The organism is Peribacillus sp. NPDC096379 (assembly GCF_044762875.1).
Classification (GTDB): domain Bacteria; phylum Bacillota; class Bacilli; order Bacillales; family DSM-1321; genus Peribacillus.
The window spans coordinates 550,604-574,660 of sequence record NZ_JBIWFD010000002.1 but is presented as its reverse complement, the minus strand read 5'-3'; the positions used below and the strand labels follow the sequence as shown (position 1 = coordinate 574,660).

24 protein-coding genes are annotated in these 24,057 nt (G+C 39.6%); 2 read left to right on the top strand and 22 right to left on the bottom strand.

Annotated features, from left to right (window positions below; all coding sequences use genetic code 11):
* Nucleotides 1-48 precede the first annotated feature (48 nt).
* Complete coding sequence (gene rnc / locus ACIQZI_RS11795; RefSeq protein WP_403073285.1) at nt 49-783, bottom strand: ribonuclease III; 735 nt, start codon at nt 781-783, stop codon at nt 49-51.
* 102 nt (nt 784-885) lie between these two features.
* On the opposite strand from rnc, the gene ACIQZI_RS11790 reads away from it, so the two are divergent.
* Complete coding sequence (locus ACIQZI_RS11790) at nt 886-1,107, top strand: hypothetical protein (protein WP_403073283.1); 222 nt, start codon at nt 886-888, stop codon at nt 1,105-1,107.
* Nucleotides 1,108-1,365: 258 nt separating this feature from the next.
* Here ACIQZI_RS11790 and acpP read toward each other — a convergent pair whose 3' ends face one another.
* The 10 genes from acpP to ACIQZI_RS11740 form a co-directional block, all read right to left on the bottom strand.
* Nucleotides 1,366-1,599 (bottom strand): acyl carrier protein, encoded by a 234-nt coding sequence (acpP, locus tag ACIQZI_RS11785; RefSeq protein WP_028392885.1) that lies wholly within the window; start codon nt 1,597-1,599, stop codon nt 1,366-1,368.
* Between the two features lie 107 nt (nt 1,600-1,706).
* Entirely contained in the window at nt 1,707-2,450 is a 744-nt protein-coding gene (gene fabG, locus ACIQZI_RS11780) for a 3-oxoacyl-[acyl-carrier-protein] reductase (RefSeq protein WP_403073280.1), read from the bottom strand.
* Between the two features lies 1 nt (nt 2,451).
* Complete coding sequence (fabD, locus tag ACIQZI_RS11775; RefSeq protein WP_403073278.1) at nt 2,452-3,393, bottom strand: ACP S-malonyltransferase; 942 nt, start codon at nt 3,391-3,393, stop codon at nt 2,452-2,454.
* Nucleotides 3,394-3,420: 27 nt separating this feature from the next.
* Entirely contained in the window at nt 3,421-4,398 is a 978-nt protein-coding gene (plsX, locus tag ACIQZI_RS11770; protein WP_403073276.1) for a phosphate acyltransferase PlsX, read from the bottom strand.
* Nucleotides 4,395-4,979 carry a transcription factor FapR gene (gene fapR, locus ACIQZI_RS11765; protein ID WP_403073274.1) on the bottom strand — a complete coding sequence of 195 codons (585 nt, stop codon included), beginning with the start codon at nt 4,977-4,979 and terminating at the stop codon, nt 4,395-4,397. The genes plsX and fapR overlap by 4 nt, the downstream gene beginning before the upstream one ends.
* Before the next feature lie 365 nt (nt 4,980-5,344).
* Nucleotides 5,345-7,393 (bottom strand): ATP-dependent DNA helicase RecG, encoded by a 2,049-nt coding sequence (recG, locus tag ACIQZI_RS11760; protein ID WP_403073272.1) that lies wholly within the window; start codon nt 7,391-7,393, stop codon nt 5,345-5,347.
* Complete coding sequence (gene sdaAA, locus ACIQZI_RS11755) at nt 7,390-8,274, bottom strand: L-serine ammonia-lyase, iron-sulfur-dependent, subunit alpha (RefSeq protein ID WP_403073270.1); 885 nt, start codon at nt 8,272-8,274, stop codon at nt 7,390-7,392. Before sdaAA ends, recG begins: the two co-directional genes overlap by 4 nt.
* 345 nt (nt 8,275-8,619) lie before the next feature.
* A complete protein-coding gene (gene sdaAB, locus ACIQZI_RS11750; RefSeq protein ID WP_403073268.1) occupies nt 8,620-9,282 on the bottom strand; it encodes an L-serine ammonia-lyase, iron-sulfur-dependent subunit beta in 663 nt (220 codons plus the stop codon).
* A gap of 293 nt (nt 9,283-9,575) precedes the next feature.
* Nucleotides 9,576-11,252, bottom strand: coding sequence for a DAK2 domain-containing protein (locus ACIQZI_RS11745; RefSeq protein ID WP_403073266.1), 1,677 nt, complete (start codon nt 11,250-11,252; stop codon nt 9,576-9,578).
* 17 nt (nt 11,253-11,269) lie between these two features.
* A complete protein-coding gene (locus ACIQZI_RS11740) occupies nt 11,270-11,632 on the bottom strand; it encodes an Asp23/Gls24 family envelope stress response protein (RefSeq protein ID WP_062181275.1) in 363 nt (120 codons plus the stop codon).
* 246 nt (nt 11,633-11,878) lie between these two features.
* Here ACIQZI_RS11740 and rpmB point away from each other — a divergent pair, with 246 nt between their 5' ends.
* A complete protein-coding gene (rpmB, locus tag ACIQZI_RS11735) occupies nt 11,879-12,067 on the top strand; it encodes a 50S ribosomal protein L28 (RefSeq protein WP_028392895.1) in 189 nt (62 codons plus the stop codon).
* A gap of 379 nt (nt 12,068-12,446) precedes the next feature.
* Here the strand turns inward: rpmB and spoVM are convergent, their stop codons facing one another.
* The 11 genes from spoVM to priA all read right to left on the bottom strand — a co-directional run bounded on the left by spoVM (nt 12,447) and on the right by priA (nt 24,053).
* A complete protein-coding gene (gene spoVM / locus ACIQZI_RS11730) occupies nt 12,447-12,527 on the bottom strand; it encodes a stage V sporulation protein SpoVM (RefSeq protein ID WP_062181279.1) in 81 nt (26 codons plus the stop codon).
* Nucleotides 12,528-12,648: 121 nt separating this feature from the next.
* The gene (locus ACIQZI_RS11725) at nt 12,649-13,302 is read right to left on the bottom strand and encodes a thiamine diphosphokinase (protein ID WP_403073264.1); all 654 of its coding nucleotides are present in this window, start codon (nt 13,300-13,302) and stop codon (nt 12,649-12,651) included.
* 108 nt (nt 13,303-13,410) lie between these two features.
* On the bottom strand, nt 13,411-14,055 hold the full coding sequence (gene rpe / locus ACIQZI_RS11720) for a ribulose-phosphate 3-epimerase (protein WP_062181285.1): 645 nt from the start codon (nt 14,053-14,055) through the stop codon (nt 13,411-13,413).
* A 3-nt stretch (nt 14,056-14,058) separates the two neighbouring features.
* Nucleotides 14,059-14,940: a ribosome small subunit-dependent GTPase A gene (gene rsgA / locus ACIQZI_RS11715; RefSeq protein ID WP_403073261.1), complete on the bottom strand. Its 882-nt coding sequence runs from the start codon at nt 14,938-14,940 to the stop codon at nt 14,059-14,061.
* Between the two features lie 23 nt (nt 14,941-14,963).
* Nucleotides 14,964-16,961 (bottom strand): Stk1 family PASTA domain-containing Ser/Thr kinase, encoded by a 1,998-nt coding sequence (pknB, locus tag ACIQZI_RS11710; RefSeq protein WP_403073259.1) that lies wholly within the window; start codon nt 16,959-16,961, stop codon nt 14,964-14,966.
* Between the two features lie 5 nt (nt 16,962-16,966).
* A complete protein-coding gene (locus tag ACIQZI_RS11705; RefSeq protein WP_403073257.1) occupies nt 16,967-17,719 on the bottom strand; it encodes a Stp1/IreP family PP2C-type Ser/Thr phosphatase in 753 nt (250 codons plus the stop codon).
* Between the two features lie 9 nt (nt 17,720-17,728).
* On the bottom strand, nt 17,729-18,823 hold the full coding sequence (gene rlmN, locus ACIQZI_RS11700; protein WP_049680730.1) for a dual-specificity RNA methyltransferase RlmN: 1,095 nt from the start codon (nt 18,821-18,823) through the stop codon (nt 17,729-17,731).
* Complete coding sequence (gene rsmB, locus ACIQZI_RS11695) at nt 18,823-20,172, bottom strand: 16S rRNA (cytosine(967)-C(5))-methyltransferase RsmB (RefSeq protein WP_403073255.1); 1,350 nt, start codon at nt 20,170-20,172, stop codon at nt 18,823-18,825. Before rsmB ends, rlmN begins: the two co-directional genes overlap by 1 nt.
* A gap of 1 nt (nt 20,173) precedes the next feature.
* The gene (fmt, locus tag ACIQZI_RS11690; RefSeq protein ID WP_403073253.1) at nt 20,174-21,121 is read right to left on the bottom strand and encodes a methionyl-tRNA formyltransferase; all 948 of its coding nucleotides are present in this window, start codon (nt 21,119-21,121) and stop codon (nt 20,174-20,176) included.
* Nucleotides 21,121-21,603, bottom strand: coding sequence for a peptide deformylase (gene def / locus ACIQZI_RS11685; protein WP_062181313.1), 483 nt, complete (start codon nt 21,601-21,603; stop codon nt 21,121-21,123). The genes fmt and def overlap by 1 nt, the downstream gene beginning before the upstream one ends.
* Nucleotides 21,604-21,641: 38 nt before the next feature.
* Nucleotides 21,642-24,053 carry a primosomal protein N' gene (gene priA, locus ACIQZI_RS11680; protein WP_403073250.1) on the bottom strand — a complete coding sequence of 804 codons (2,412 nt, stop codon included), beginning with the start codon at nt 24,051-24,053 and terminating at the stop codon, nt 21,642-21,644.
* Nucleotides 24,054-24,057 lie beyond the last annotated feature (4 nt).

Genomic DNA, 24,057 nt, shown 5'->3' with positions numbered 1-24,057 from the left:
ACTTTCTCCCCCTCTTTTCAACTCTACTCGTTGAATCATTCATTCTATCTATTTCCTTGCTTCTCTAAGAGTTGATAATGCAATCTGAGCGGCACGTTGTTCTGCTTCTTTTTTTGACTTACCGCTCCCAATCCCTAGCTCTCCATTGTTCAAGGACACTTTTGAAACAAACTCCCGGTTATGCGCTGGTCCTTTTTCATGCATAATTTGATACTCAAGTATTCCAACTCCATCTCGCTGCACGAGTTCCTGCAATTGGCTCTTATAATCCATCACATGAGAAAAAGCACCCTCATTAATTTTAGGAAACACTACTTTTTCCAAAAACTGAACGACTCTTTCAAGTCCTTGATCTAAATACAAGGCACCGATAAATGCTTCGAATACATCGGCAAGTAAAGCAGGACGCTGTCTTCCACCTGTCATTTCTTCCCCTTTTCCAAGCAAAATCAATTTACCGAATGATATATCATTCGCAAACGAAACAAGAGAAGGCTCACAAACGATTGCTGCTCTTAACTTCGTAAGTTCCCCTTCACTCATCATCGGATATTTATTGAATAAGTATTTGGATACTGTTAATTCAAGTACTGCGTCTCCTAAAAATTCAAGCCTTTCATTATCTTCATAAGGCTTCCGGCGATGCTCATTCACATAAGATGAATGGGTAAAAGCTTGCTTTAACAATTTTTCATTAGTAAAAAGAAAACCTGTGCTTTCTTGAAATTGTTTAAACATCGAATCTTTCATTGCTGACTTTCGCTTATTTCCATTGTTTCTCATCTTAAAAAACCCTCCACTAACAACTCAATAATCCTAGCTAAACTAAAAACTAAAGGGAGCCCACATATCGATTTTCGCACAAGTCATACAAGAGGACCGGAAGTGTTACTCCTAATCGAAATGAATGGGCTTATGACCACGAACCAATTCGCCCGCGGTTGGACACCAAATGAATTCAGTAGTGCAAATAAGCTTGACAAAGACAGCCAAGCTTATTTTGTATTATATCATAAGAAAAACCCATACGCCCATTCAATTGGGCATATCTCAATCAAAATTAGAGGGTGTTTTTTCGTACTAGGGATTACTCAAGTAGCCCAGTAAAATAGCAGACGAATTTTTACGCCACTCTTACTTTTTTATTCTTTAAACATACACTTTTAGTATGCCACATATTAACATCTCGCAGTTAACTATTTAATTTTGGAACAAAAACCCATATTCGTATCTGTATTCCGTTTTCTTTTGAACATATAGAAAAAGACCAGATTCCACATTCATCATGAAGCTTCAAAATGAATGGTTTTATGGAATCTGGTCCTTGACTGACTACCTATAGTAGTTCTCTCCGAGATTAATTCATTACATCGTGCTCTTTATGTAATTCACAGCATCTCCTACTGTTGTAAGTTTTTCTGCATCATCGTCTGAAATTTCCATGCCGAACTCGTCTTCAAGTTCCATAACTAGTTCTACTACATCAAGGGAATCCGCACCAAGATCTTCTTTGAATGAAGCTTCTAATTTAACTTCAGCTTCTTCAACATTTAATCGGTCTACTACGATTTTCGTTACGCGTTCTAATACGTCTGCCACTGCATTCACCTCCCCTCAAGCCATTATAGTGTTTTTTTTCAAAAGCGCAAGAATTTTTATCAAAAAATTCGATAGCCTTTTATTATCTTTAAAATGAAAAGCGGTCTTTACATGACCATACCACCATCAACATGTAGTGTTTGTCCAGTCATATAAGCACTAGCTTCTGATGCTAGAAAAGTTACAACTCCAGCAACATCTTTTGGATCACCGAAGCGGGATAACGGAATTTGTGAAAGCATAGCACTTTGTATTTCATCTGTAAGCGTTTCAGTCATATCCGAAGTGATGAACCCAGGCGCTACAGCATTCACTGTAATTCCTCTTGAAGCAAGCTCTTTCGCTACCGTTTTCGTTAATCCAATCACGCCCGCTTTAGCAGCAACATAATTCGCCTGTCCAGCGTTTCCACTAACACCAACGATAGAAGCAATATTAATAATTCTACCACTGCGCTGTTTCATCATTGGACGAGTAACCGCCTTTGTGCAAAGGAATACGCCCTTCAAGTTTGTGTTGATGACATCATCCCATTCATTTTCTTTCATTCTCATCAACAAATTATCTCTAGTAATTCCAGCATTATTCACCATAATATCAATGCGCGGAAATTTTTCAGTAACGCTTTTGATCATCGCTGTCACAGAATCAGAATTAGCCACATCACATTGAATAGCAAAAGCTTCTCGACCTAATAATTGAATCTCTTCCACCACTTCATTTGCTTTCGCTTCACTTCCAGCATAGTTTACTGCAACATGCGCACCTTGTCGGGCCAGTTCAAGCGCTATCTCCTTACCAATGCCACGTGAAGCACCTGTTACAAGTGCGTATTTCCCTTCTAATAACATTTTATTCCCCCCTCAATGCTTCTACTGTCTTATTCAAACTCTCTGTATCATAGACGGAATAAATCGTAACAGAACGATCGATTTTCTTAATCAGTCCGCTCAAGACTTTCCCAGGACCGACTTCAATAAACGTATCTACCCCTAAAGAAAGCAATGTTTTCACACTATCTTCCCATAAGACAGGGGAGTACAGCTGTTCAATTAATTTTTCTTTAATAGCATTTGCAGCGGTTACTGGTTGTGCCGTTACATTAGAGATAACAGGAACTCTACAATCACGAACGTCAATTTCGTCCAAAACAGATTGAAGTTTAGATGCAGCCGGCTCCATAAGAACAGAATGGAAAGGACCACTAACATCAAGTGAGATAGCACGCTTAGCACCTTGTTCTTTCGCTTCTTTTCCCGCAAGTTCTACCCCTGTTGCGCTTCCTGAAATAACGATTTGACCAGGACAATTAATATTCGCTAATTGAACTGGTTCTCCGTTTTTTGTAACAGATTCTGTAATGTCCGCTAATATTTCACGGTCCATCCCTAAAATCGCGGCCATTGCTCCTTGACCATTCGGAACCGCTTCTTCCATAAATTCTCCACGCTTACTCACTGTATGTACGGCATCTTTAAAGTCGATTGCCTGACTAGCAACTAAAGCCGAATATTCTCCTAAACTATGTCCTGCTGTGTAATCAGGAGAGATCCCTTCACCCTTCAATGCTTCAAACAATGCATAACTCACAGTTAAAATAGCGGGTTGTGCATGATAAGTTAATGTAAGCTTTTCTTGTGGGCCATTGAAAATAAGATCTGATAACGAGTAGTCAAGTGTTGTATCAGCAGAATGAAAAATTTGTTGTACTTTTTCATTTTGTTCATACATATCTTTCCCCATTCCAACGATTTGTGATCCTTGACCTGGAAAAACAAAAGCAATTTTCCCCATAGCTTTCTCTCCCTACATGTATTATTTTCATTCGATTGCAGTCTTAATCGTTGTTACCATTTCATTAGAAACCATAATTCTTGTCTGCCTTACTGCATTGTAGATGGCATTAGCATCTGATGATCCATGTGCCTTAATGACAGGGGCGTTTAATCCAAATAAGGCTGCTCCACCGTATTCAGAGTAATCCATTTGGTTTTTAATTACCCTTAGCTCTGGCTTTAGTACAGCTGCTGCCAACTTACTTTTCATATTGCTCATTAATGCACTCTTTAACATCGTAAATACACTCATGGCTGTCCCTTCAATGGATTTGAGTACGATGTTGCCAGTAAACCCATCAGTAACAACCACATCTGCAGGACCTTCAAGCAAGTCTCTAGCTTCAACATTCCCAACAAAGTTAATATTAGCTTCTGTTAAGAGTGTAAAAGCTTGTTTTGTTAATTCATTACCTTTTTTCTCTTCGGTCCCAATATTGAGTAGGCCAACACGAGGGTTCTGAATCCCCCTAGCTTTCGCAGCATAGATCGAACCCATAATAGCATATTGGACAAGATGTTCAGGCTTCGCATCTGCATTCGCACCGACATCAAGCAAGACAAAACCTCTACCATCGATTGTTGGTAAAGTCGGTGAAAGTGCCGGACGCTCGATACCTGGAATCCGACCGACAACGAAAAGTCCTGTTGCCATTAAAGCACCTGTATTACCCGCAGAGATGCATGCATCCGCTACTCCATCTGCTACTTGCTGGGCAGCTAATACCATCGACGCCGTCTTTTTCCTTCGTACTGCACGCACAGGCTCATCCGTACTTAGAATTTTTTCTTCTGTATGTATGATTGTGATTCGTTCATTATTGGTCAAGTGGGCGTTGATTTGAGCTTCATCTCCGACAAGAATAATCTCTACATCATGAAATGCTTGAACAGCCTTCATCGCTCCGAGTACTGTTTCTTTCGGACCATGGTCTCCACCCATTACATCCATCGCTATCTTCATCGTTTTTCATCCTTTTCTTGCTGACATGATCGGAACATCTCGAACTCTCCCTTAAAAACCAGTTCATTCCCTACAAAACTACTTACTTCAACGAGAGAACGATCTGCCAAATGATCAGTCTTCTGCACCTTCGCCTTAGCAATAACTCTTTCGTTTTCCTTTACTGAACGGGTAAACAAGATAGAAGCTTTTGCTGTTAAAGCCAACTCGTCATTAATGACAGCAACCGCTAAAGAGTTTGCCTGTGCAAATAAATGATGTCCCCTTGCTATCCCGTTTCGTTGGAAAACATGTTCTTTTTTTATATCTAAAATTGAAATAGCTTGTTGATCTAAATGTATATCAATTACTTCACCGATGACTTCTTCCAACGGTAAAGCTCGTACTTCATCAGTTAATGTTTGCTCCGCTACATTTTTAATGCGCTCACGAAGCTCAGGTATTGATAATTCAAGTCGGTCTAAACGTATAGTTTGTACACTAACCGAAAATTTATTAGCCAGCTCCTCATCTGTAACAAAAGGGTTTTCCTTTATCGTTTCGATTAACAACTGCTGGCGTTCCTTCTTATTTCTTCGCATTTTGAAGGTCACCATCCATAGTATTATGACTAGGTACTAATAGTAGTATATAGATAAAAAAAGCAGATTGCAAGAACAAAAGCGCAAGCAGATTGATCAACCTAAAATCTACATAAGCCAAGCAAAGCTGCATGAGGAACGGCCTTCTCCCCCATCAGATTGCTTGGCTTACGGGCTAGAGGAGTTCGGATGCTTGAATTAGACATCAAAACTCGTTTAAAACATATATCTCTCATATTTTTCAAACTAAACTGTCACCAGTCCTGGGCTACAAAAAACAAGTTATGTTAACATAACTGTCCCCCGTTCGTAGCAGGTGCTAGGAAAAGCTTCAATACTTGTTAAACACGTACTTAAAAAATCTATCAATCAAGCTTCTCACCAGTCAATACGCCCGTTTCTTCAAGGCTCTTTCTAAGTAGTTCGTATTGGGGGTCATTCCAGAAACTTTCTGAAGCAATTAATCGAGCTGCATCATCTCTCGCTACCTCAAGTGTACGGTAATCATGAACCATATCAGCTACTTTAAAATCAGGTAATCCACTTTGTTTTTTTCCAAAAAAATCACCAGGACCACGCAACTCCAAATCCTTTTCAGATAGAACGAAGCCATCATTCGTTTCTGTCATAATCTTCATCCGCTCTTTACCATTTTCTGATTTAGGATCTGCAAGAAGGATACAATACGACTGATCACTCCCCCTACCGACACGGCCTCTCAATTGATGTAATTGGGCAAGACCAAACCGCTCTGCATCATATATGACCATGACCGTCGCATTTGGAACATTCACACCCACTTCAACCACGGTTGTGGAGACAAGTATCTGAGCCTCATTTTCACTGAATTGCTTCATGATACTTTCTTTCTCGTCAGCAGGTAAACGTCCATGCATTAACCCTACATGAAAACGCCCCGCATAATAGTGGGTGAGCATCCCATGAACATCCAACACGTTTTGCAAATCGAGTTTTTCAGACTCTTCGATAAGTGGACAAATGACATATGCTTGACGTCCCTGACGCAATTCTTTTTCAATAAAATGGAGTATTCGGTCGAGCATATCATGTTTTGCCCAATACGTTTCAATTACTTTTCTACCTGCAGGCATTTCGTCGATAGTAGAAACGTCCATTTCTCCAAAAACCGTAATCGCCAATGTTCGCGGAATCGGCGTCGCAGTCATAAAGAGTACATCAGGACTTTCCCCTTTTTCTCGGAGAATTCTCCGCTGTTGCACACCGAAACGATGCTGCTCATCCGTGATCACTAAACCTAAGTTGCAAAAATTCACTTCTTCTTGAATGAGCGCATGGGTACCAATTAAAATATCTATTTCTCCCTTTTCCAGAGCTAAAAGAAGCTCACGCCGTCTTTTCCCTTTGACCGAACTTGTAAGAAGATCAGTCGAAATCCCTACTGGTTCAAGCATAGCCTTTAAGGAATGGGCGTGTTGCTCCGCCAATATTTCTGTAGGCACCATTAGTGCACCTTGATATCCTGCTGTGACAGAAGAAAAAAGAGCAATTGCAGCCACAACGGTTTTCCCTGATCCTACATCTCCTTGAAGCAGACGATTCATTCGAAAAGGAGATGTCATATCAACTGAAATTTCATTTACCACACGTTTTTGAGCATCTGTTAACGGAAAAGGTAAAGATTCGATGAACAGCTTTACCTTTTCCTCATCAAATATTTGCTGGATTCCGCGTGATTGCTCTCTTTGGATTTTACGCATGGCCTGCATTTTTAGCTGAAATAATAAAAATTCCTCGTATACAAATCGTCTTCTAGCTTGCTTGACAGTCTGTGCATTTTCAGGGAAATGCATTGAATGAAGTGCATTTGGACGAGGCATCAGCTTATAACGAGTTAGTAATGAATCCGGCAAGTTTTCTTCAAGCAACGCTCCATATTGTGCAAAAGCATTTGTAATATATCTTCGTAGTCCTTTGACAGATATACTTCCGCGCACCGAATAAACGGGTTCAAACTCATTCTCCACCTTATGAGAACCAAAATGGCATTCATTTCCGGTTATCATTTGGCGATGACGATCCCATTTACCGGTCACAGTAATTACATCATTTATGTTCATTTTGCTTTTTAAATAAGGCTGATTAAAAAAAATAACCGTGATTAAGTATCTGCCGGTTAATAATTTTAGCATCAGCCTCGACTTTTTCTTGCCGTAATAAGTAAGCGATGGCTGGCTGTGAAGTTTCCCCTCAACTGTAACCCGTTCATCATGCTCAGTCGTTTCTAAATCTTTTAATCGATAATCCTCGTATCTGAATGGTAAATATTCAAATAGGTCCAAAACAGTTGTAACGGCCAGCTCTTCTAGGGCCACTGCTGTTTCATTTCCAATTCCCTTAATGGCGGTCACAGGATCTAATAATGACAGATTCACTCTTGCGTAAGCGGCATACCAAAGATTTTAGCTGCTAAAGCTCGACCAGTTGGTGTATCCGCCAATCCTCCTTCACCCGTTTCTCTTAGTGCAGATGGCATCGATTGACCAATTTTGAACATTGCACTAATTACTTCATCACAAGGGATACGACTTGTTATACCAGCTAGAGCCATATCAGCCGCTACCATTGCATTTGCCGCTCCCATTGCATTCCGTTTTACACAAGGTACTTCCACGAGCCCCGCCACTGGATCGCAAACAAGTCCTAGCATATTTTTCAGTGTTATAGCCATTGCTTGTGCACATTGCTGTGGCGTGCCTCCTGCCATTTCCACAATTGCCGCTGCTGCCATTCCTGCCGCTGACCCTACTTCAGCTTGACAACCGCCAGCAGCGCCCGAAATGGATGCATTGTTAGCTACTACAAACCCAAAAGCGCCTGAAGTGAAAAGAAACTCAATTTTTTGTTCGTGGGTAGGATTTAACTTTTTTTGTACTGCAAAAAGTGTTCCTGGAACAACCCCTGCGGAACCAGCAGTCGGCGTTGCACATATCGTTCCCATCGCAGCATTCACTTCATTCGTCGCAACCGCTTTACTTACTGCATCAAGCAACACTTCACCAGAAAGAAAGTTTCCTTTTTTTATATATTCTTGCATAAGAACAGCATCGCCACCCGTTAACCCTGAGACAGATGTAACTCCTGCTAGTCCCCTTTCCACCGCTTTTTCCATGACATCAAGATTATTTTCCATTTGTTTCAAGATTTGTTCACGCGTTTTTCCGGTTATTTCAATTTCCTGTTCAATCATGATTGTAGAAATTTTCTTTTGTTGGGACTCTGCCATTTCTACTAATTCCGCTACATTTCGAAACATTTAATATCCTCCTTAGACAAACTAAAAGTCTCTCGCTTATCCGTGACAAGCACAAGAGAGCCGACATGAATATCGTTCTTGACCTTCTTAACGGATTGGCTTGTAACCTTAAACAGATGGCGCCTTGCACTAGACATCTTAACTGCTTAAAAAAAACTTATAGAGGATGCTCAAAAAGTCCCGTAAAAAAGCTTGCGAATTGCATCAAAGCTCATGAATGACCTTCTGTTAAAACCGCGCAGGTCTAGAGGCGATCACTCCTCGAACTTCTCGGCTCTTTTTATCCTCCTTTTTGAACACGCACTAATATTTTCATATTTCTTATTTTGTATGTTCTAGTAATCGTTAATCCACTACTCTCGCAACTTGCGTAATATAAGGAAGTCCTTCAATTTCCGCTAAAACAATGTCATCGATATTCTGGTCTACTTCAATGACCATTAAAGCCATTTTTCCTTTTTCCTTACGTGACACTTCCATATGACCTATATTCATTTCGTGCTTAGATAAAATATTAGCCACGTTAGCAATCGCTCCAAAACGGTCATCATGCACAACTAGAATAGCAGGATGGTGACCAGACAATCGCAACTTGAATCCATTTAGTTCAGTAATTTCAATCTTTCCGCCACCAATAGAAATACCAACCAATTCCAATTCACCTTGCGTGTCACCAATCACTAATTTCGCTGTGTTTGGATGGTCTGGCACCGCTTCTTCTTCATGAAAAGAAATTTTCATTTTTTTTAAAGCTGCTAAATCTAATGATTGTTTAATTCGTTCATCAAATGTATCAAAATCTAGTAAACCGCCAACAAGCGCAACATCTGTTCCATGCCCTTTATATGTTTTTGCAAATGATCCATACAAATAAATATCAGCCCACTCCGGTTCGCGTCCGAAGAGATTTCTGGCAACTCGTCCAATCCTTGCCGCACCAGCGGTATGCGAACTTGAAGGACCTATCATCACGGGACCGATAATGTCAAATACGCTTTTATACTTCATCGATTACTCTCCTTAGGTTTCAGATTCTTTATCAACCATACCTTTTATTATTTTATTAATAAATCAAGAACAAGTTCCAATAAAATGAAACTTCAAGCGTAAGAATATTACGAATCATTCACTCTAAAAAACTTCGGAACACATAAGTATGTCAATGTTTCTAATGATAAAAAAGAACCGCAATACCGAGAAGGCACGCAGTTCTATTTTGACATTTACAACTTAGATCAGCAAGAGAAAAGATTGGGAGTAATCCTAGTTATTTCTTTTCTTAATGGACGATTGAAAGATGATTATTCAATTGAGAAGATAAAAGAATAGAGCGGCTGATTTCCGCTATGAACTTCAATTTCGATATCAGTAAAGGTCTCGTCACAGAATTCTACCAATTGGTCTACTTCGTCCTGCGTTACATCTTCTCCGAACAGGATCGTTAGAATTTCAGCATCTTCATCGATCAGGCTTGTCAAAAGATCTTTAGCCGTTTGAAGCTTTTCTTTGCTCTTCGTTTGAATCTTACCTTCTGATAAGCCCATGAAGTCCCCTGTTTCAATTTCCAATCCATCAATATTCGTATCACGGATCGCATACGTAATCTGACCGGTTTTGACATGGGACAAAGCTTCTCCCATAGCTACAGCGTTCTCGTTAATGCCGGTGGATGGATTGAACGCTAAGAGCGCTGACATCCCTTGAGGAACCGTTTTAGAAGGGATAACAACTACATGGTCTCCAAGAAGGTCACAAGCTTGTTGTGCAGCCATAATAATGTTCTTATTATTCGGCAGGATGATAATTTTTTCTGCATTCGCATCTCTGACAGCCTTAACGATATCTTGAGTGCTCGGATTCATCGTTTGTCCACCCTCAATAACTACGGTCGCACCAATACTTTTAAACAATTCGCTAATACCTGAACCCATTGATATTGAAACAATGCCGTATTTTTCTTTTACTTTCGGTTTTGACCCTACAGTTAAAGTAGCATTTGTTTCACCCACAATAGCTGTGTGCTGCTCGCGCATATTCTCGATTTTTAGTTTAATTAAACTACCGTATTGCTGTCCATAATTCAGACAGTCTCCAGGAGTCTCCGAATGAATATGTACCTTTACCACTTCATCATCCGAAATCACTAGTAAGGAATCACCAAATCGACTTAAATCATTCCGGAATGTCTCCTCGACAAATGGTTTTTTTAAAGTCTTGGCATCTTCAAGTCTCACCATGAACTCTGTACAGTAACCATACACGATATCCTCGGTATTGATGTGGCTTTGGACATTCATATGATGCTCAGCACTAACTAGTTCACCCATAGACGGAAGACGGTCAAGTGTACCAGGAAGATCTTCACCCTTTAATTCAGCTAAAAAACCTTCATACACAAGCACTAAACCTTGTCCACCACTGTCTACTACCCCGACTTCTTTTAATACTGGCAACAAGTCTGGTGTACGATTCAAAGAAGCATTTGCTTCTTTCACTATTTCCTCCATCACCACGATCAGGTCTTCATGTTTCATAGCAGACATCATCGCTTGTTTTGCAGCGTCTTTCGCAACGGTGAGAATGGTTCCTTCTACAGGTTTCATCACTGCTTTATATGCTGTTTCAACACCAGCTTCAAATGCTCGTGCAAATTCCTGACTATTTATTTCGGAGTTCATTTCAATCGATTTTGAAAACCCTCTGAATAGTTGGGAAAGGATAACACCTGAATTACCACGTGCTCCCATCAGCAACCCTTTTGAAAGCGCCGCCCCAACTTTCCCTATATGAACTTGTACATGATTTTGTACTTCCTTCGCACCAGAAGTCATCGATAAATTCATATTTGTCCCTGTATCACCATCAGGAACAGGAAAAACGTTTAATGCATCAACTATTTTAGCATTCGCTGCCAGATTATTGGCACCTTGAATGATCATTTCCGCAAAACGTTTCCCATCTAAGCTTGTTATTGACACAAAACTTCCTCCTCGATTTAAGGGTTCGTTACGCGAACTCCCTGTACAAAAATATTAACTGAATCTGCAGCTAATCCGACCGTTTTGTCCAGGGTGTATTTTACCTTTGACTGTACATTGTGCGCAACTTCGGAAATCTTTGTTCCATAGCTTACAATAATAAACATATCAATGTGGACTTCATCATTCTCTTGGCGTACAATCACACCTTTAGTGAAGTTCTCACGACGCAAGATTTCCGTTATGCCATCTTTAATTTGTTTCTTAGAAGCCATTCCTACAATACCGTAACAATCCACTGCAGCGCCACCTGCAACTGTAGCAATTACATCGTTAGAAATATCAATTTGTCCAAATTTAGTTTTTAATTCAATAGACATATACGTTCCCCTCCCAAAATCTCATTAGCTATAAACATTTTACTATATTGGCAAGTGTATTAAAAGGAATTGTCATGCCGTATTAGTATAAATCAATTATCTGTCATGTATGTCAAGGTATTTTTCTTGAAAGTAATGAACAGAAGTATTGCATTCTCCAGATAGGTGTGATAAATTATTAAGGTATTTCATAAGACTTAAGATACTATGAAAACCTAAGCATTAGTAGTTAGGAGGGAATTTAATATGGCACGTCAATGTGTAATCACTGGTAGAAAAACTCGATCTGGTAATAAACGCTCACACGCAATGAATGCTAACAAACGTACATGGGGGGCTAACCTTCAAAAAGTACGTATTTTAGTTGACGGTAAACCTAAACGTGTATACGTTTCTGCAAGAGCTCTTAAATCTGGTAAAGTAGAACGCGTATAATGTAAACGGCATCCTTGCATAAGGGTGCCTTTTTAATTTATCGGCAACAATGCCTAGAAGTCCCAACCTGCCATTGGATACATAACGCTGCTTTCTCCTCAAGCAGAATTGTACCATTCAATAAGATCCACTAGTCACCGCTATAAGAGGATGTATAATAAACTGGCAAAAAAGCTGGCGACTTGCATCAAAGCACATGAATGACCTTCTGTGCAAGTCCGATCCAAACGTTACTGCATACGCGAAAGTTTCTTGAGATGCGCTCGCAGAACTTCTTGGCTCTTTTTGTCCTTCTTTTTGAACACGTATTATAAAGAACTTTAGTTTTTTCTCAAAAAAAACACCCAAAATCCGGGTGTTTGTTATCAAATATATATCTTCAGCCTTTCTTGAACGCTCCAAGCATCGCTCTTACCAAGCCGCCTATGACTTTTGGTAGCTTAATTGTATAAAATTTCATAATGCCCCTCCTCGTATACATCTGCTCTTACATTCAGAAACATCACTAATTGCCTGTTATCATTTCATTAGCAGATATCGGTAAAATAAAATACGTCCGTTTATCCTGCCAAGCGTGATGATTAATCACTGCTTCTTATCACCATTAATATGCCATCAGTGAATGAAAAATTCCCACATTGCGAAATAAGTTCATTGCTTATGCATTGGGTTGAACCAAGGGGCAGAACATGATTGGTCAACGGATATTTAAAACCTGCCAATGTAATTCCTTTTACTTCAGTTGAAATAGGTAGGAAAGAGACATACTTTTTATCATTCATAGCTTCCAGAGAATATGTACCAGGTGTTTTGAACGATATTAGATTCTGCTTGTCTACGATAAAAATGTTCAGATTATTTTTTTGCTCGAGGAGTGGTTTTTTTAGCAGGAGTTGAAGATTTCCGATAAAATGATCCATTCTTCCCCCCGTTGCACCAAATACATAGATTTCTTCTGGGTGTTTTGAAAGCGCCCAGTTGAAGGCAATCTCTAAATCAGTTTCATCTTTCTCAGCTGGATATATTTCCAGATGATTCAATGTTTTCTTGATGTCTGCAAGCTCTGCTTCTGTAACAGAATCAAAATCTCCGAACGCTACATCTGGGACAATATCGTGTTGCATGAGCGTGTAGACACCTCGATCCACCCCCACCCATATGCTTGATTTCTCTCGATATACGTTCAAATCGGGGAGTAAAGCTACCGGTCCACCCGCTACAATACTAATTATCATTAGCTGTACCTCCATTTTAGAATATAAAAAAACCGCCCCTTATTCAAAATAGATTCGAAAAGGATTCCCCTCTCCGATCCATCCGCTAAAGGAGTCGGTTTTTCATTATTACCCGCGAAGTTTTTTTATTGCTAAAGCTCGGTCACTTTCATTATAAATAGCTGATCCTGCTACTAAAACGGTTGCACCATGCTCAACACATAATTTCGCCGTCTCTTCATTTACTCCACCGTCGATTTCGATTTCAAGTTCCGGATTCAAAGCATCGGCCATCTCTCTCACTTCGCTAATCTTAGGCAGGACTGCGTGAATGAATTTCTGTCCGCCAAAACCGGGATTCACCGTCATCAGAAGAACAAGATCGATGTCTTCAATAATGTGCTTTATCGATGAAACCGGTGTAGCTGGATTAAGCACGACACCTGCTTTCACACCAAAAGATTTGATTAATTGGATTGTTCGGTGAAGATGCGGACAAGCTTCAACATGAACAGTAATATAATCCGCTCCTGCTTTTGCAAATGCTTCCACATATTGATCAGGGGCCTCAATCATTAAATGAACGTCTAATGGTAAATCAGTAACCGGACGGATTGCGTCAACAATTAGCGGACCTATAGTAATGTTCGGAACGAAATGGCCATCCATCACGTCAACGTGAATATAATCCGCTCCCCCTCTTTCGACATCCTTAATCTCTTCACCTAGCTTTGCAAAATTTGCAGAAAGAATCGATGGTGCAATTTTAACCATTTGTTAATACCTCGGCTTTCTATCTTTTATTTCCTCTAATATTTGAAGATAATGTTTATGGCGGTAGCTAGGGATTTCACCTTGAGCTACCCCTTCTTTTACTGCACATTTAGGTTCTTTGTCATGTAAACAACCTCGGAACTTACATCTTTCACCTGCTTGATAGATTTCTGGAAAACAATAAGCTAAACGGTCTACTTCAATGTCCATAAATTCTAGTGAACTAAAACCAGGTGTATCAGCAACGAGACCTGAACCTACATGAATAAGCTCTACATGACGTGTAGTATGCTTCCCTCGTCCTAAATGGCTGGATATATCATTTGTCTCTAACGCTAATTCTGGATTGATTGTATTTAGCAAGGAGGACTTCCCTACGCCGGATTGACCAGCAAAGACGCTTGTTTTTCCTGATAATTGCGGCAGTAGCGCTTCAATCCCATCGCTTGTAATACTAGATGTTTTAATAACGGTGTAGCCAATCTCTTGATAATCTCTCATGTATTGATCCAAGCTTGCTTTTTTAGCTTCCACTACAAGATCAATTTTGCTAATAATAATGATTGGCTCAATTTCATTATCCTCGATAGCGACTAGAAAACGGTCTAGCAAGGTTGTACTAAAATCTGGCTCCACTGCAGAAAAAACAAGAATCGCCTGATCTATATTGGCAATTGGAGGTCTGACTAGTTCATTCTTGCGATCTTTAATTTCTAAGACATATCCATCAGTAGGATTCTCAGCTTGATACACGACTGAATCACCAACTAACGGGGTGATTTTATTTTTCCGAAAAACCCCTCGACCACGGCACTGAATGACTTCCTCCCCATCCAACACATAGTAAAAACCGCTCAGTGCTTTAATGATCTTTCCTTCTGGCATAGACTCACTCCTTAGATGTTTGATTACTCTTTCGGATATTCCACTTTTTCATCCAAAATCACTTGACCGTCTCTGACGACTTTATATCCGGCTTTTTTATTATGCTGAACGGTGAATTCTAATGTTCGATACGCCTCAGAAGTTATAAAGAATGGTGGTTCATACGTTTCTGTCATACTATGATTCATATCTTCAATGAAAATCTGAATTTCCTGCGGTTTTCCTTCTTCTTCCGATTCATACGGTATTGTAATGTTTACATTCACTTGTTTGGGAGGAATTTCTTCCTTTCCTTTCGATAGTACAACATTGACTTGGCTTCCTTTTTTTATTTTCGTAAAAGGGGCGGGTTCTTGAGAAATGACAAGACCTTCACCAATTGTATCACTATATTCTTCTCTTACTACATTAATCGTAATTTCTGCATCACTCTCGTAGTCATCCAGCCCTGTTTGATTGAATTCTTTAAGATTTTTTAAAGGTATATAATCAGGTCCTTTACTTACCGTCAATTCAAGCACAGTATCAGACGGTATTAGCTCCAATTCGGATGCTGGACTTTGTGAGACAATCGTACCTGGTTCACTTTCATCAAAAACTTGGGTGATGATTATATCCTTAAAACGGCCAGCTATTAGCGATTGAATATCATCATAGATCCTGTTTGTATAGTCGGCAATAACAATCTTCTTTTTGCCGCTGCTTACGAACATTTTAATTTCTCTTCCTTCTTTTACAATCTGCCCTTCTTGTGGATCGATACGAATGACATTTCCTTCAGGTACTACTTCGTCGTCTAACAGGATAGGATTCGTTACAACAAGGCCTTGTTCTTCAAGAATCGCAATCGCATCATCTGCTTTTTCTCCACTTACATCTTGGATTGTGACATCTTTCGGTCCCATAATATATGGATAAGCATATATCGCTCCAGCTGTTACAGCCAGCAATAAAAGGAAAGTAAATAATAAGATCAGCGGCCACTTTTTTCGTTTCTGTTTATTTTGCTTAACCTTTTTAGTTTTTTTGTTCCCTTTTTGTGGTTCATCTAGTTCTTCTTCTGGATAAACCACCGTATTTTTCTCCGGTCCACGAATAATCGTTTCATCTATCCCAGTCATATTGTCACTTGTAATAATTGGAATTACCTTTGTCGCGTCCATATCCTCAGGGATCACAAACGGAGTTTCATTCGTGCGTTCGGGATTCAGTGCAGACCTTATATCATCTTCCATTTCATCTACAGTTCCATAGCGATAATAAGAGTCCTTGGCAGTCGCCTTAAGAATAATATTTTCGACACTTTGCGGGATAGAAGGATTCCAACGTTTCGGAGAAGGTGTTTCTGATTGAAGATGTTTCAGAGCAATTGAAACAGCCGATTCCCCCGAAAACGGCAGTCTTCCTGTCAATAGTTCAAACATGACAATGCCAAGCGAATAAATATCCGATTTATTATTTGCCATGCCTCCTCTTGCCTGTTCTGGTGACAGATAATGAACGGAGCCAAGTACAGCATTCGTTTGCGTAATATTGGTCGCGCTTAATGCAAGGGCAATACCGAAATCAGTAATCTTCACATTCCCATGATCATCAATCAGGATATTTTGTGGCTTAATATCTCGATGAATGATTCCGTTATGATGCGCTTGAGAAATAGCAGACGTAATTTGTTTAAGAATGTCCAGTGCTTTTTCAATCGGGACCGGATAAAACTTTTGTATGTATTGTTTAAGGGTTAGGCCTTTCACATATTCCATAACAATATAATAAATATCACCATCTTCTCCAACGTCATAAATGCTGACGATGTTCGGGTGAGTAAGACTTGTTGCAGATTGGGCCTCACGATTGAAACGCTTGATAAATTCTTCATCATTATTGAAATCCATACGGAGAATCTTAAGCGCTACTTCGCGTTCAAGAATCATATCCTGAGCCAAATATACATTGGCCATCCCACCGCCGCCGACCATTTCCAATAACTTATAACGGCCGTTAATTCTTTTACCAATTAACATAAGGCTCACCTACTCTCACTATTATCAAAAAATCGAAGTAGGGCAAGGGTGATATTATCTTCTCCGCCATATTCATTCGCCATTGTAATGAAAGAATTGGCTTTTTTATCTAATTCATCTTGATTCGTAATGATGGTGATCATTTCTTGTTCACTAATTTTATTCGATAAGCCATCAGAGCACAGTAAAAGTACATCGGCTTCTTCACATATAATCGTGAAAATGTCCATCTCAACATTGATTTCAGTTCCTAGAGCACGAAGTAAGACATTTTTACGAGGATGATTCTCAGCATCTTCCTTTGAAATTTGACCGCTTCGTACGAGCTCATTTACTAAAGAATGGTCTTCAGTCACTTGTTTAAAACCTGATTCATTGTACAAATAACAGCGGCTGTCGCCAATATTAGCAATCGTTGAAAATTTATTCGTGCAAATGGCAGCTACAATTGTAGTACCCATTCCCTGACATTCTGAATTTTCCTCAGAATATATGAACAAAAGACGATTGATTTCCTTTATTTCCCGCTGAAGCCATGATTCCGCTTCATTTGGTGAAAACATCGGACCTGATTCTTCTTCCCAACGTTTTTGCAAAAATTCAACGGTCATTTGACTTGCTACATCACCAGCACGGTGCCCGCCCATGCCATCGGCTACAATGGCAAGGCGAACTCCATGGGGATTAAGAAAGATTCCGCCATTATCTTCATTATGTTGGCGGACTTTCCCCTGATTTGTTAAAAAGATGTCATTCATAGACTTCTGTCACCTCGTCTCTTCTTTGCGCTCCTTAGCACGAAGCTGGCCGCAAGCTGCATCGATATCATGACCCTGTTCTCTACGAATCGTGACATTGACGCCTCGTTTCTTTAACGTTTTTTCGAATTCAAAAATCTGCTCACGAGGTGTTCTAACATAGTTGCGTTCTGGCACATAGTTTACTGGAATCAAGTTTACATGGCACTTTATTCCTTTAATTAAATCTGCCAATTCTTCAGCATGCTCAACTTGGTCGTTTTCACCGCCGAATAAGCCGTATTCAAAACTAACCCTTCTGCCCGTTTTTTCGGTATAGTATTTGATCGCTTCAATAAGATCCGGTAATTTATAAGCACGGTTGATTGGCATTAATTTACTTCTCAGCTCGGAATTTGGCGCATGTAAGGATAAAGCAAAATTAATTTGCAATTCTTCATCAGCAAATTTATAGATTTTTGGAATAATCCCACTTGTTGAAACTGTAATATGGCGAGCCCCGATGTTCAATCCTCTTTCATGATTGATATTTTTCAAAAAGCTCATCATTTCATCATAGTTATCAAATGGTTCGCCGATTCCCATAATAACGACTGAACTTACTCGTTGATCCATTTCATCAAGGGCTTGTTGTACTTTTACGACTTGGGCAACAATTTCTCCTGCTTCTAAATTTCTTTTTAAGCCACCAAGTGTAGAGGCACAGAACGTACAGCCGATACGGCAACCAACTTGAGTTGTTACACAAACAGAATTCCCATATTCATGGCGCATAAGCACAGTTTCAATCGAGTAACCGTCATGCAATTCAAATAAGAACTTCATCGTATTTCCGTCAATGGAAGTTTGTTGAACAAGCGTCTTCAACGTTGTAATCGTAAAGCTAGCATCGAGTTTTCCACGTAGTTCTTTTGATAAATTAGACATATCTTCAAAGCTTGTTATACGCTTTTTATACAACCATTCAAAAAGTTGCTCCGCACGGAAAGCTTTTTCCCCATTTTCTGTTAACCATTGTTTTAATTCGTTAAGCTCCAATGAATAAATAGATGGCTTTTCTGGTTTCGTTACTGTTTTTCTTCTTGTTGTTACCGTTTCTGCCATTACAGCACCTTCTTTCTAAAACTAGCAATGAAAAATCCATCACTGCCGAAATCCTGTGGAAATACTTGCAATTTATAATCGTTGACAAGCGGCTGCACGCTTTCTGGCATTCTGTCTTTTAACGTCAAATCTCGCTCAAAGTCCGGATGTTTTTCCAAAAAATGATTAGCTACAGTATCATTCTCTTCTTGATCGACTGTACATGTACTATAAATGAGGTTGCCGCCCTTCTTCACAAGCGGTGCAGCTGCTTCTAAAAGTTGATTTTGGATACTAGAAAGTTTTATTATATCATCTTTTGTTTTCGTATACTTCACATCCGGTTTTCGGCGCATTACACCTAAACCGGAACAAGGAGCATCTACTAGAACTTTGTCAAAACCTTCTTTATTAAATAATTCTTGAACTTTTCTACTATCAGATACTTCGGTTTTAATATTTCTTAATCCTAACCGCTGGGCTTGATCTTTAATTAGTTTGACTTTGTGCTCATGAAGATCAATCGCCACTACTTGCCCGGTAGTCAACCCTTCTGCAATATGTGTCGATTTTCCACCTGGAGCTGCACAACAATCGAGAACGATATCATTTCCAGTGGCATCCAATGCATGAGCAACGAGCATAGAACTTTCATCTTGAATAGAGAGAAAGCCCATTTTATAGCTTTCTGAATGTGCAAGATTCCCTTTTAAGCAATAAATTGCTTCATCAAGTATCGGGCTTTTTTCTACATCATAGCCTTCTTCCGTCAGCGTACTAACCAATTCACTTCTAGAGATTTTCTTAACATTCACCCTTGCTGATTGTACAGGGGCCGTTAAATTTGTTTCACACATATCAGCTGTTTTTTCAAATCCGAATTGTTCAATCCATCTCTTTACGAGCCAGGTCGGATGACTCGTCTCAATGGCAAGTCGCTCGGCGTTATCTTCAATATCTTCTAGTGACCGGAGACCTTTTCTCTGTACATTCCGTAGAATCCCATTCACCATAGATGTAATGCCTTTATGTCCCCGTTTTTTTGCAATTTCAACCGCTTCATAAATAATCGCATGATCGGGTACCTTATCAAGATAAACCATTTGATAAACCGATAAACGTAGCAAGTTGATTACCCAGGAAAGCGTCTTTTTTTCATTTTTGATAAAAGGCTGCAAATAGTAATCGAGCGTCATTTTCCTTTGAATCGTTCCGTATGTGATTTCTGTGAGCAAACCGCTGTCAGCCGATGATAATTGATGTTTGTTAATCATTGAGTTTAGTAGCAGGTTGCTATATGCTTGATTCTTTTCAACGGATTCGAGGACATCAAGCGCAATATCCCTTACACCCTTTTTCGTTTGTTTCATTTCATTCTCCAATCTTTAAGCCCACTTTAATAAAAGAGCCCGCTCCGCGTAAATAATCTTTCGCCAACATTTTTTTCTTGCCTGCAGGCTGAAGCTCAAGAATTAAAACAGCCGTCGTGTTTCCGGTACCAACAACAAATCCTTCTTCAAGAACATCTATCACAACACCTGGCTGTACAGGGGACGAGAGCTGTATTTTTTTTGTAGTCCATACTTTGAGTGTTTCACCCTTTAATAGTGTATAAGCAACTGGCCAAGGATTTAATCCGCGAACATGATTATATATGTCTTCACCGCTTTTGTCCCAGTCAATCTTTTCCTGTTCTCGTTTAATATTAGGGGCAAATGTTGCTTTGGCATCATTTTGCTTAACAGGCGTGATTTCTCGATTGAAAAGCTTAGGTATCGTTTCAGCAAGCAAATCAGATCCAATTTGGCTTAATTTTTCGTGTAATGTACCAACATTATCTTCTTCTTCGATCTTAACTTCTGCTTGTGTCAAGATATCTCCGGCATCTAGTTTCTCCGCCATGTACATAATGGTAATTCCGGTTTTTTCTTTTCCTTGTAAAATGGAATAATGGATAGGTGCTCCACCTCGCAGTTCTGGTAAAAGCGAAGCATGTACATTGATACAGCCATATTCTGGAGCTTCTAACAACTTATTCGGAAGAATTTGACCAAAGGCAGCTGTAATAATTAAATCCGGTTTTAAGGCAAGGATTTCTGCTAATTCCGCTTCATTGCGGATTTTTTCAGGTTGATATACAGGGATTCCTTGTTTCACTGCTTCGATCTTTACAGGTGGAGGAGTCAGTACTCTTTTTCGTCCCACTGGCCGGTCTGGCTGTGTAACGACAGCAATTACATTATAGCCTTCTTTAATTACGCGTTGCAGCACAGGAACGGAAAAATCTGGTGTTCCCATAAAAACAATTTTTTTCGTCATTATGCTTCCTCCTCTTCCAATTCCTCTTCTGTTAGATATCGACTAACTTTAGTTGTAAAAAGCACGCCGTGTAAATGGTCGATTTCATGTAGGATTGCACGAGCAAGAAAGTCCTCAGCTTCTAATTCGTAAAAACCACCTTTACGATTTTGGGCTCTGATCTTCACTTTATATGGACGTTCAACTTCTCCGTATAAATCTGGAAAACTTAAACACCCTTCAGGACCGACCTGTTTTCCGTCGGTCTCTAAAACAACCGGATTAATCATTTCAATTGTTCCATGATGATCATCGATATCAACAACGGCAATTTGTTTCTTTAAACCAATTTGCGGAGCCGCTAGTCCTACCCCATCCGCTTCGATCATCGTATCATACATGTTTGTTAACAGCTTAGCCAACTTTTTATCAAAATCTGTTACTTTTTCACATTCTTTTTCTAAAATTTCATTTGGATACAAAACAATCGGTAAAATAGCCAAAACTTGTAATTCCTCCTATAGAAAAACACGGTTGATTTTTACATCATCATTTGAGGATTTAAATCAATCGATATTTGTAAATGTTGTTGTGCGAGTTCCTGCTGATAATGGTCATTAATTGTTTTAAAGCATTGATGAAGGTTTGGTTCCCGTTTGTATTTTATCAGACATTGGTAGCGATATCTATTGTTAATCCGACTAATTGGTGATGCTGATGGTCCGAGAATCATTGCACCTGGGCTTAATCCATTTCTCATGAAACCTGAAATCTTTTCAGTAACTGAAACAGCGGTCATTAAGTCTTCGTGAGAAACCGTAACGAGGGCGATATAATAATAAGGCGGATAGTGATTGCTCCTTCTTATCGTCATCTCTCTTTGATAAAAGGTGTTATAATCCTGCTGTCCTGATAACTCAATGCTGTAATGCTCCGGTGAATACGTTTGAATGACAACTTCTCCTGTCAATTCATGGCGGCCCGCTCGCCCTGACACTTGGGTTAACAATTGAAAGGTCTTTTCTGAGGAACGAAAATCCGGCAGATGTAGCATCGTATCTGCTGACAAAACACCGACTAAGGTGATATTCGGAAAATCTAGTCCTTTTGCAATCATTTGTGTACCAAGAAGGATATCTGCCTTCCCTTCCCCAAATGCTTGAAGCAGACGCTCATGCGACCCTTTCCTAGTAGTTGTATCTACATCCATTCGAATCACTCTAGCTTCCGGCAATATTTTCGTCAATTCCTCTTCAACTTTCTGGGTACCTGTACCAAAGAAACGAATATGTTCACTTCCACATTCTGGACATTCAGCTAACATCGCTTCCTCATGCCCGCAATAATGGCATTTTAACGAATGATTCGATCGATGATATGTAAGTGAAATTTCACAGTTTGGACAATTTGATACATACCCACAACTTCTACACATCACGAAAGAAGAGTGTCCTCTTTTATTTAGCATCAAAACGGTTTGTTGTTTTTTTTCTAAGCGATCTTGAAGCTTCGTAAACAATAATTCAGAAAACATCGATCTGTTGCCGTTACGTAATTCTTCTCGCATATCAACAATTTCTACCGCAGGAAGTGCATGGTCATTCATTCGCTTGCTTAAGGTAAGGAGCTTGTACACGTTTTTCTGCGCTCTTGCAAATGATTCAAGTGTCGGAGTCGCGCTGCCAAGAATGACAGAACAGTTATGTGATTTTGCTCGTTGTATCGCCACATCTCTTGCATGATATCGAACGGTTTCTTCTTGTTTATAACTGGATTCATGCTCTTCATCGATAATAATAATTCCCAGATTTTCAAACGGAGCGAATACGGCAGAACGAGCACCGACTACGACTTTTACTTCTTTACGGTGAATTTTTCGCCATTCATCGTATTTCTCACCGATCGATAAGCCACTATGCATCACAGCAACTTGTTCACCAAATCGCTCTTTAAATCGTTTGACTGTTTGTGGAGTTAATGAAATTTCTGGAACGAGCATGATTGCCTCGCCGCCCTTTTTTATCACATCATCAATCGCTTGCAAATAAATTTCTGTCTTACCACTACCTGTAACGCCATACAGTAAAAAAACGTCATGACAATTATTCTTAATCGATTCTTTAATAGGGGCAATCGCGATTGCTTGTTCATCGGTTAGCTCAAAGAACGGTTTCTTTTCAAATGTTCGATTTTCATACGGATCACGATATACCTCCTCATTTGTTTCCAATAAAATCCCTTTATCGATGAGTGACTTCGCTGTACCATTAGATGCATGTGTGATATCTAATAATTCTTTAAGCAAGACCTTTTTTGGCGTTGCAACGAAATAAGCCAAAATATCATGCTGCTTCTTTGCGCTTGTAGGAAGTGATTGCTTGGCCTTAATTAAATCTTCCATGTTTAGTGCAGGTACTATCATTCGCATCGTTTTTTTATTATTTCGGTTTTTTACATAATATAGAACTTCTAGATGACCTTTTTGGACCTCTTTTTGGAAAAGGGAGGCTTTATCACCGTCAATGACCTCCTTCCAGGAAAGAGCATCTTTATTCCCCATCATTTGTAAAATATCCGGATGAACCTGATTTCTTTTTTGTTCATTTACTTTAATAATTTTCTCGTATTTTGCTTTCATAGCTGACGGAAGCATCGCCTGAAGAGCAGAAATCTTATAGCATAGTGTCTCTTCTGTTAACCAATCTCCTAATGCTAAGAGCTCATCATTTAAAACAGGATCGATATCCATCGGTTCTTTAATAGACCGAAGTTTTTTCCATTCGCTTTTATCTTTCAAACCAGTCACAAACCCTTGAACCATTCTTGGACCAAACGGAATAATGACTCGCATACCAGGCTGGATAATATGAAGCCATTTATCTGGAATCGTATAATCGAATTCACGGTCGGTTTGTTTCGCAGGGACGTCAACAATGACTGTCGCAATGTTCATGTAT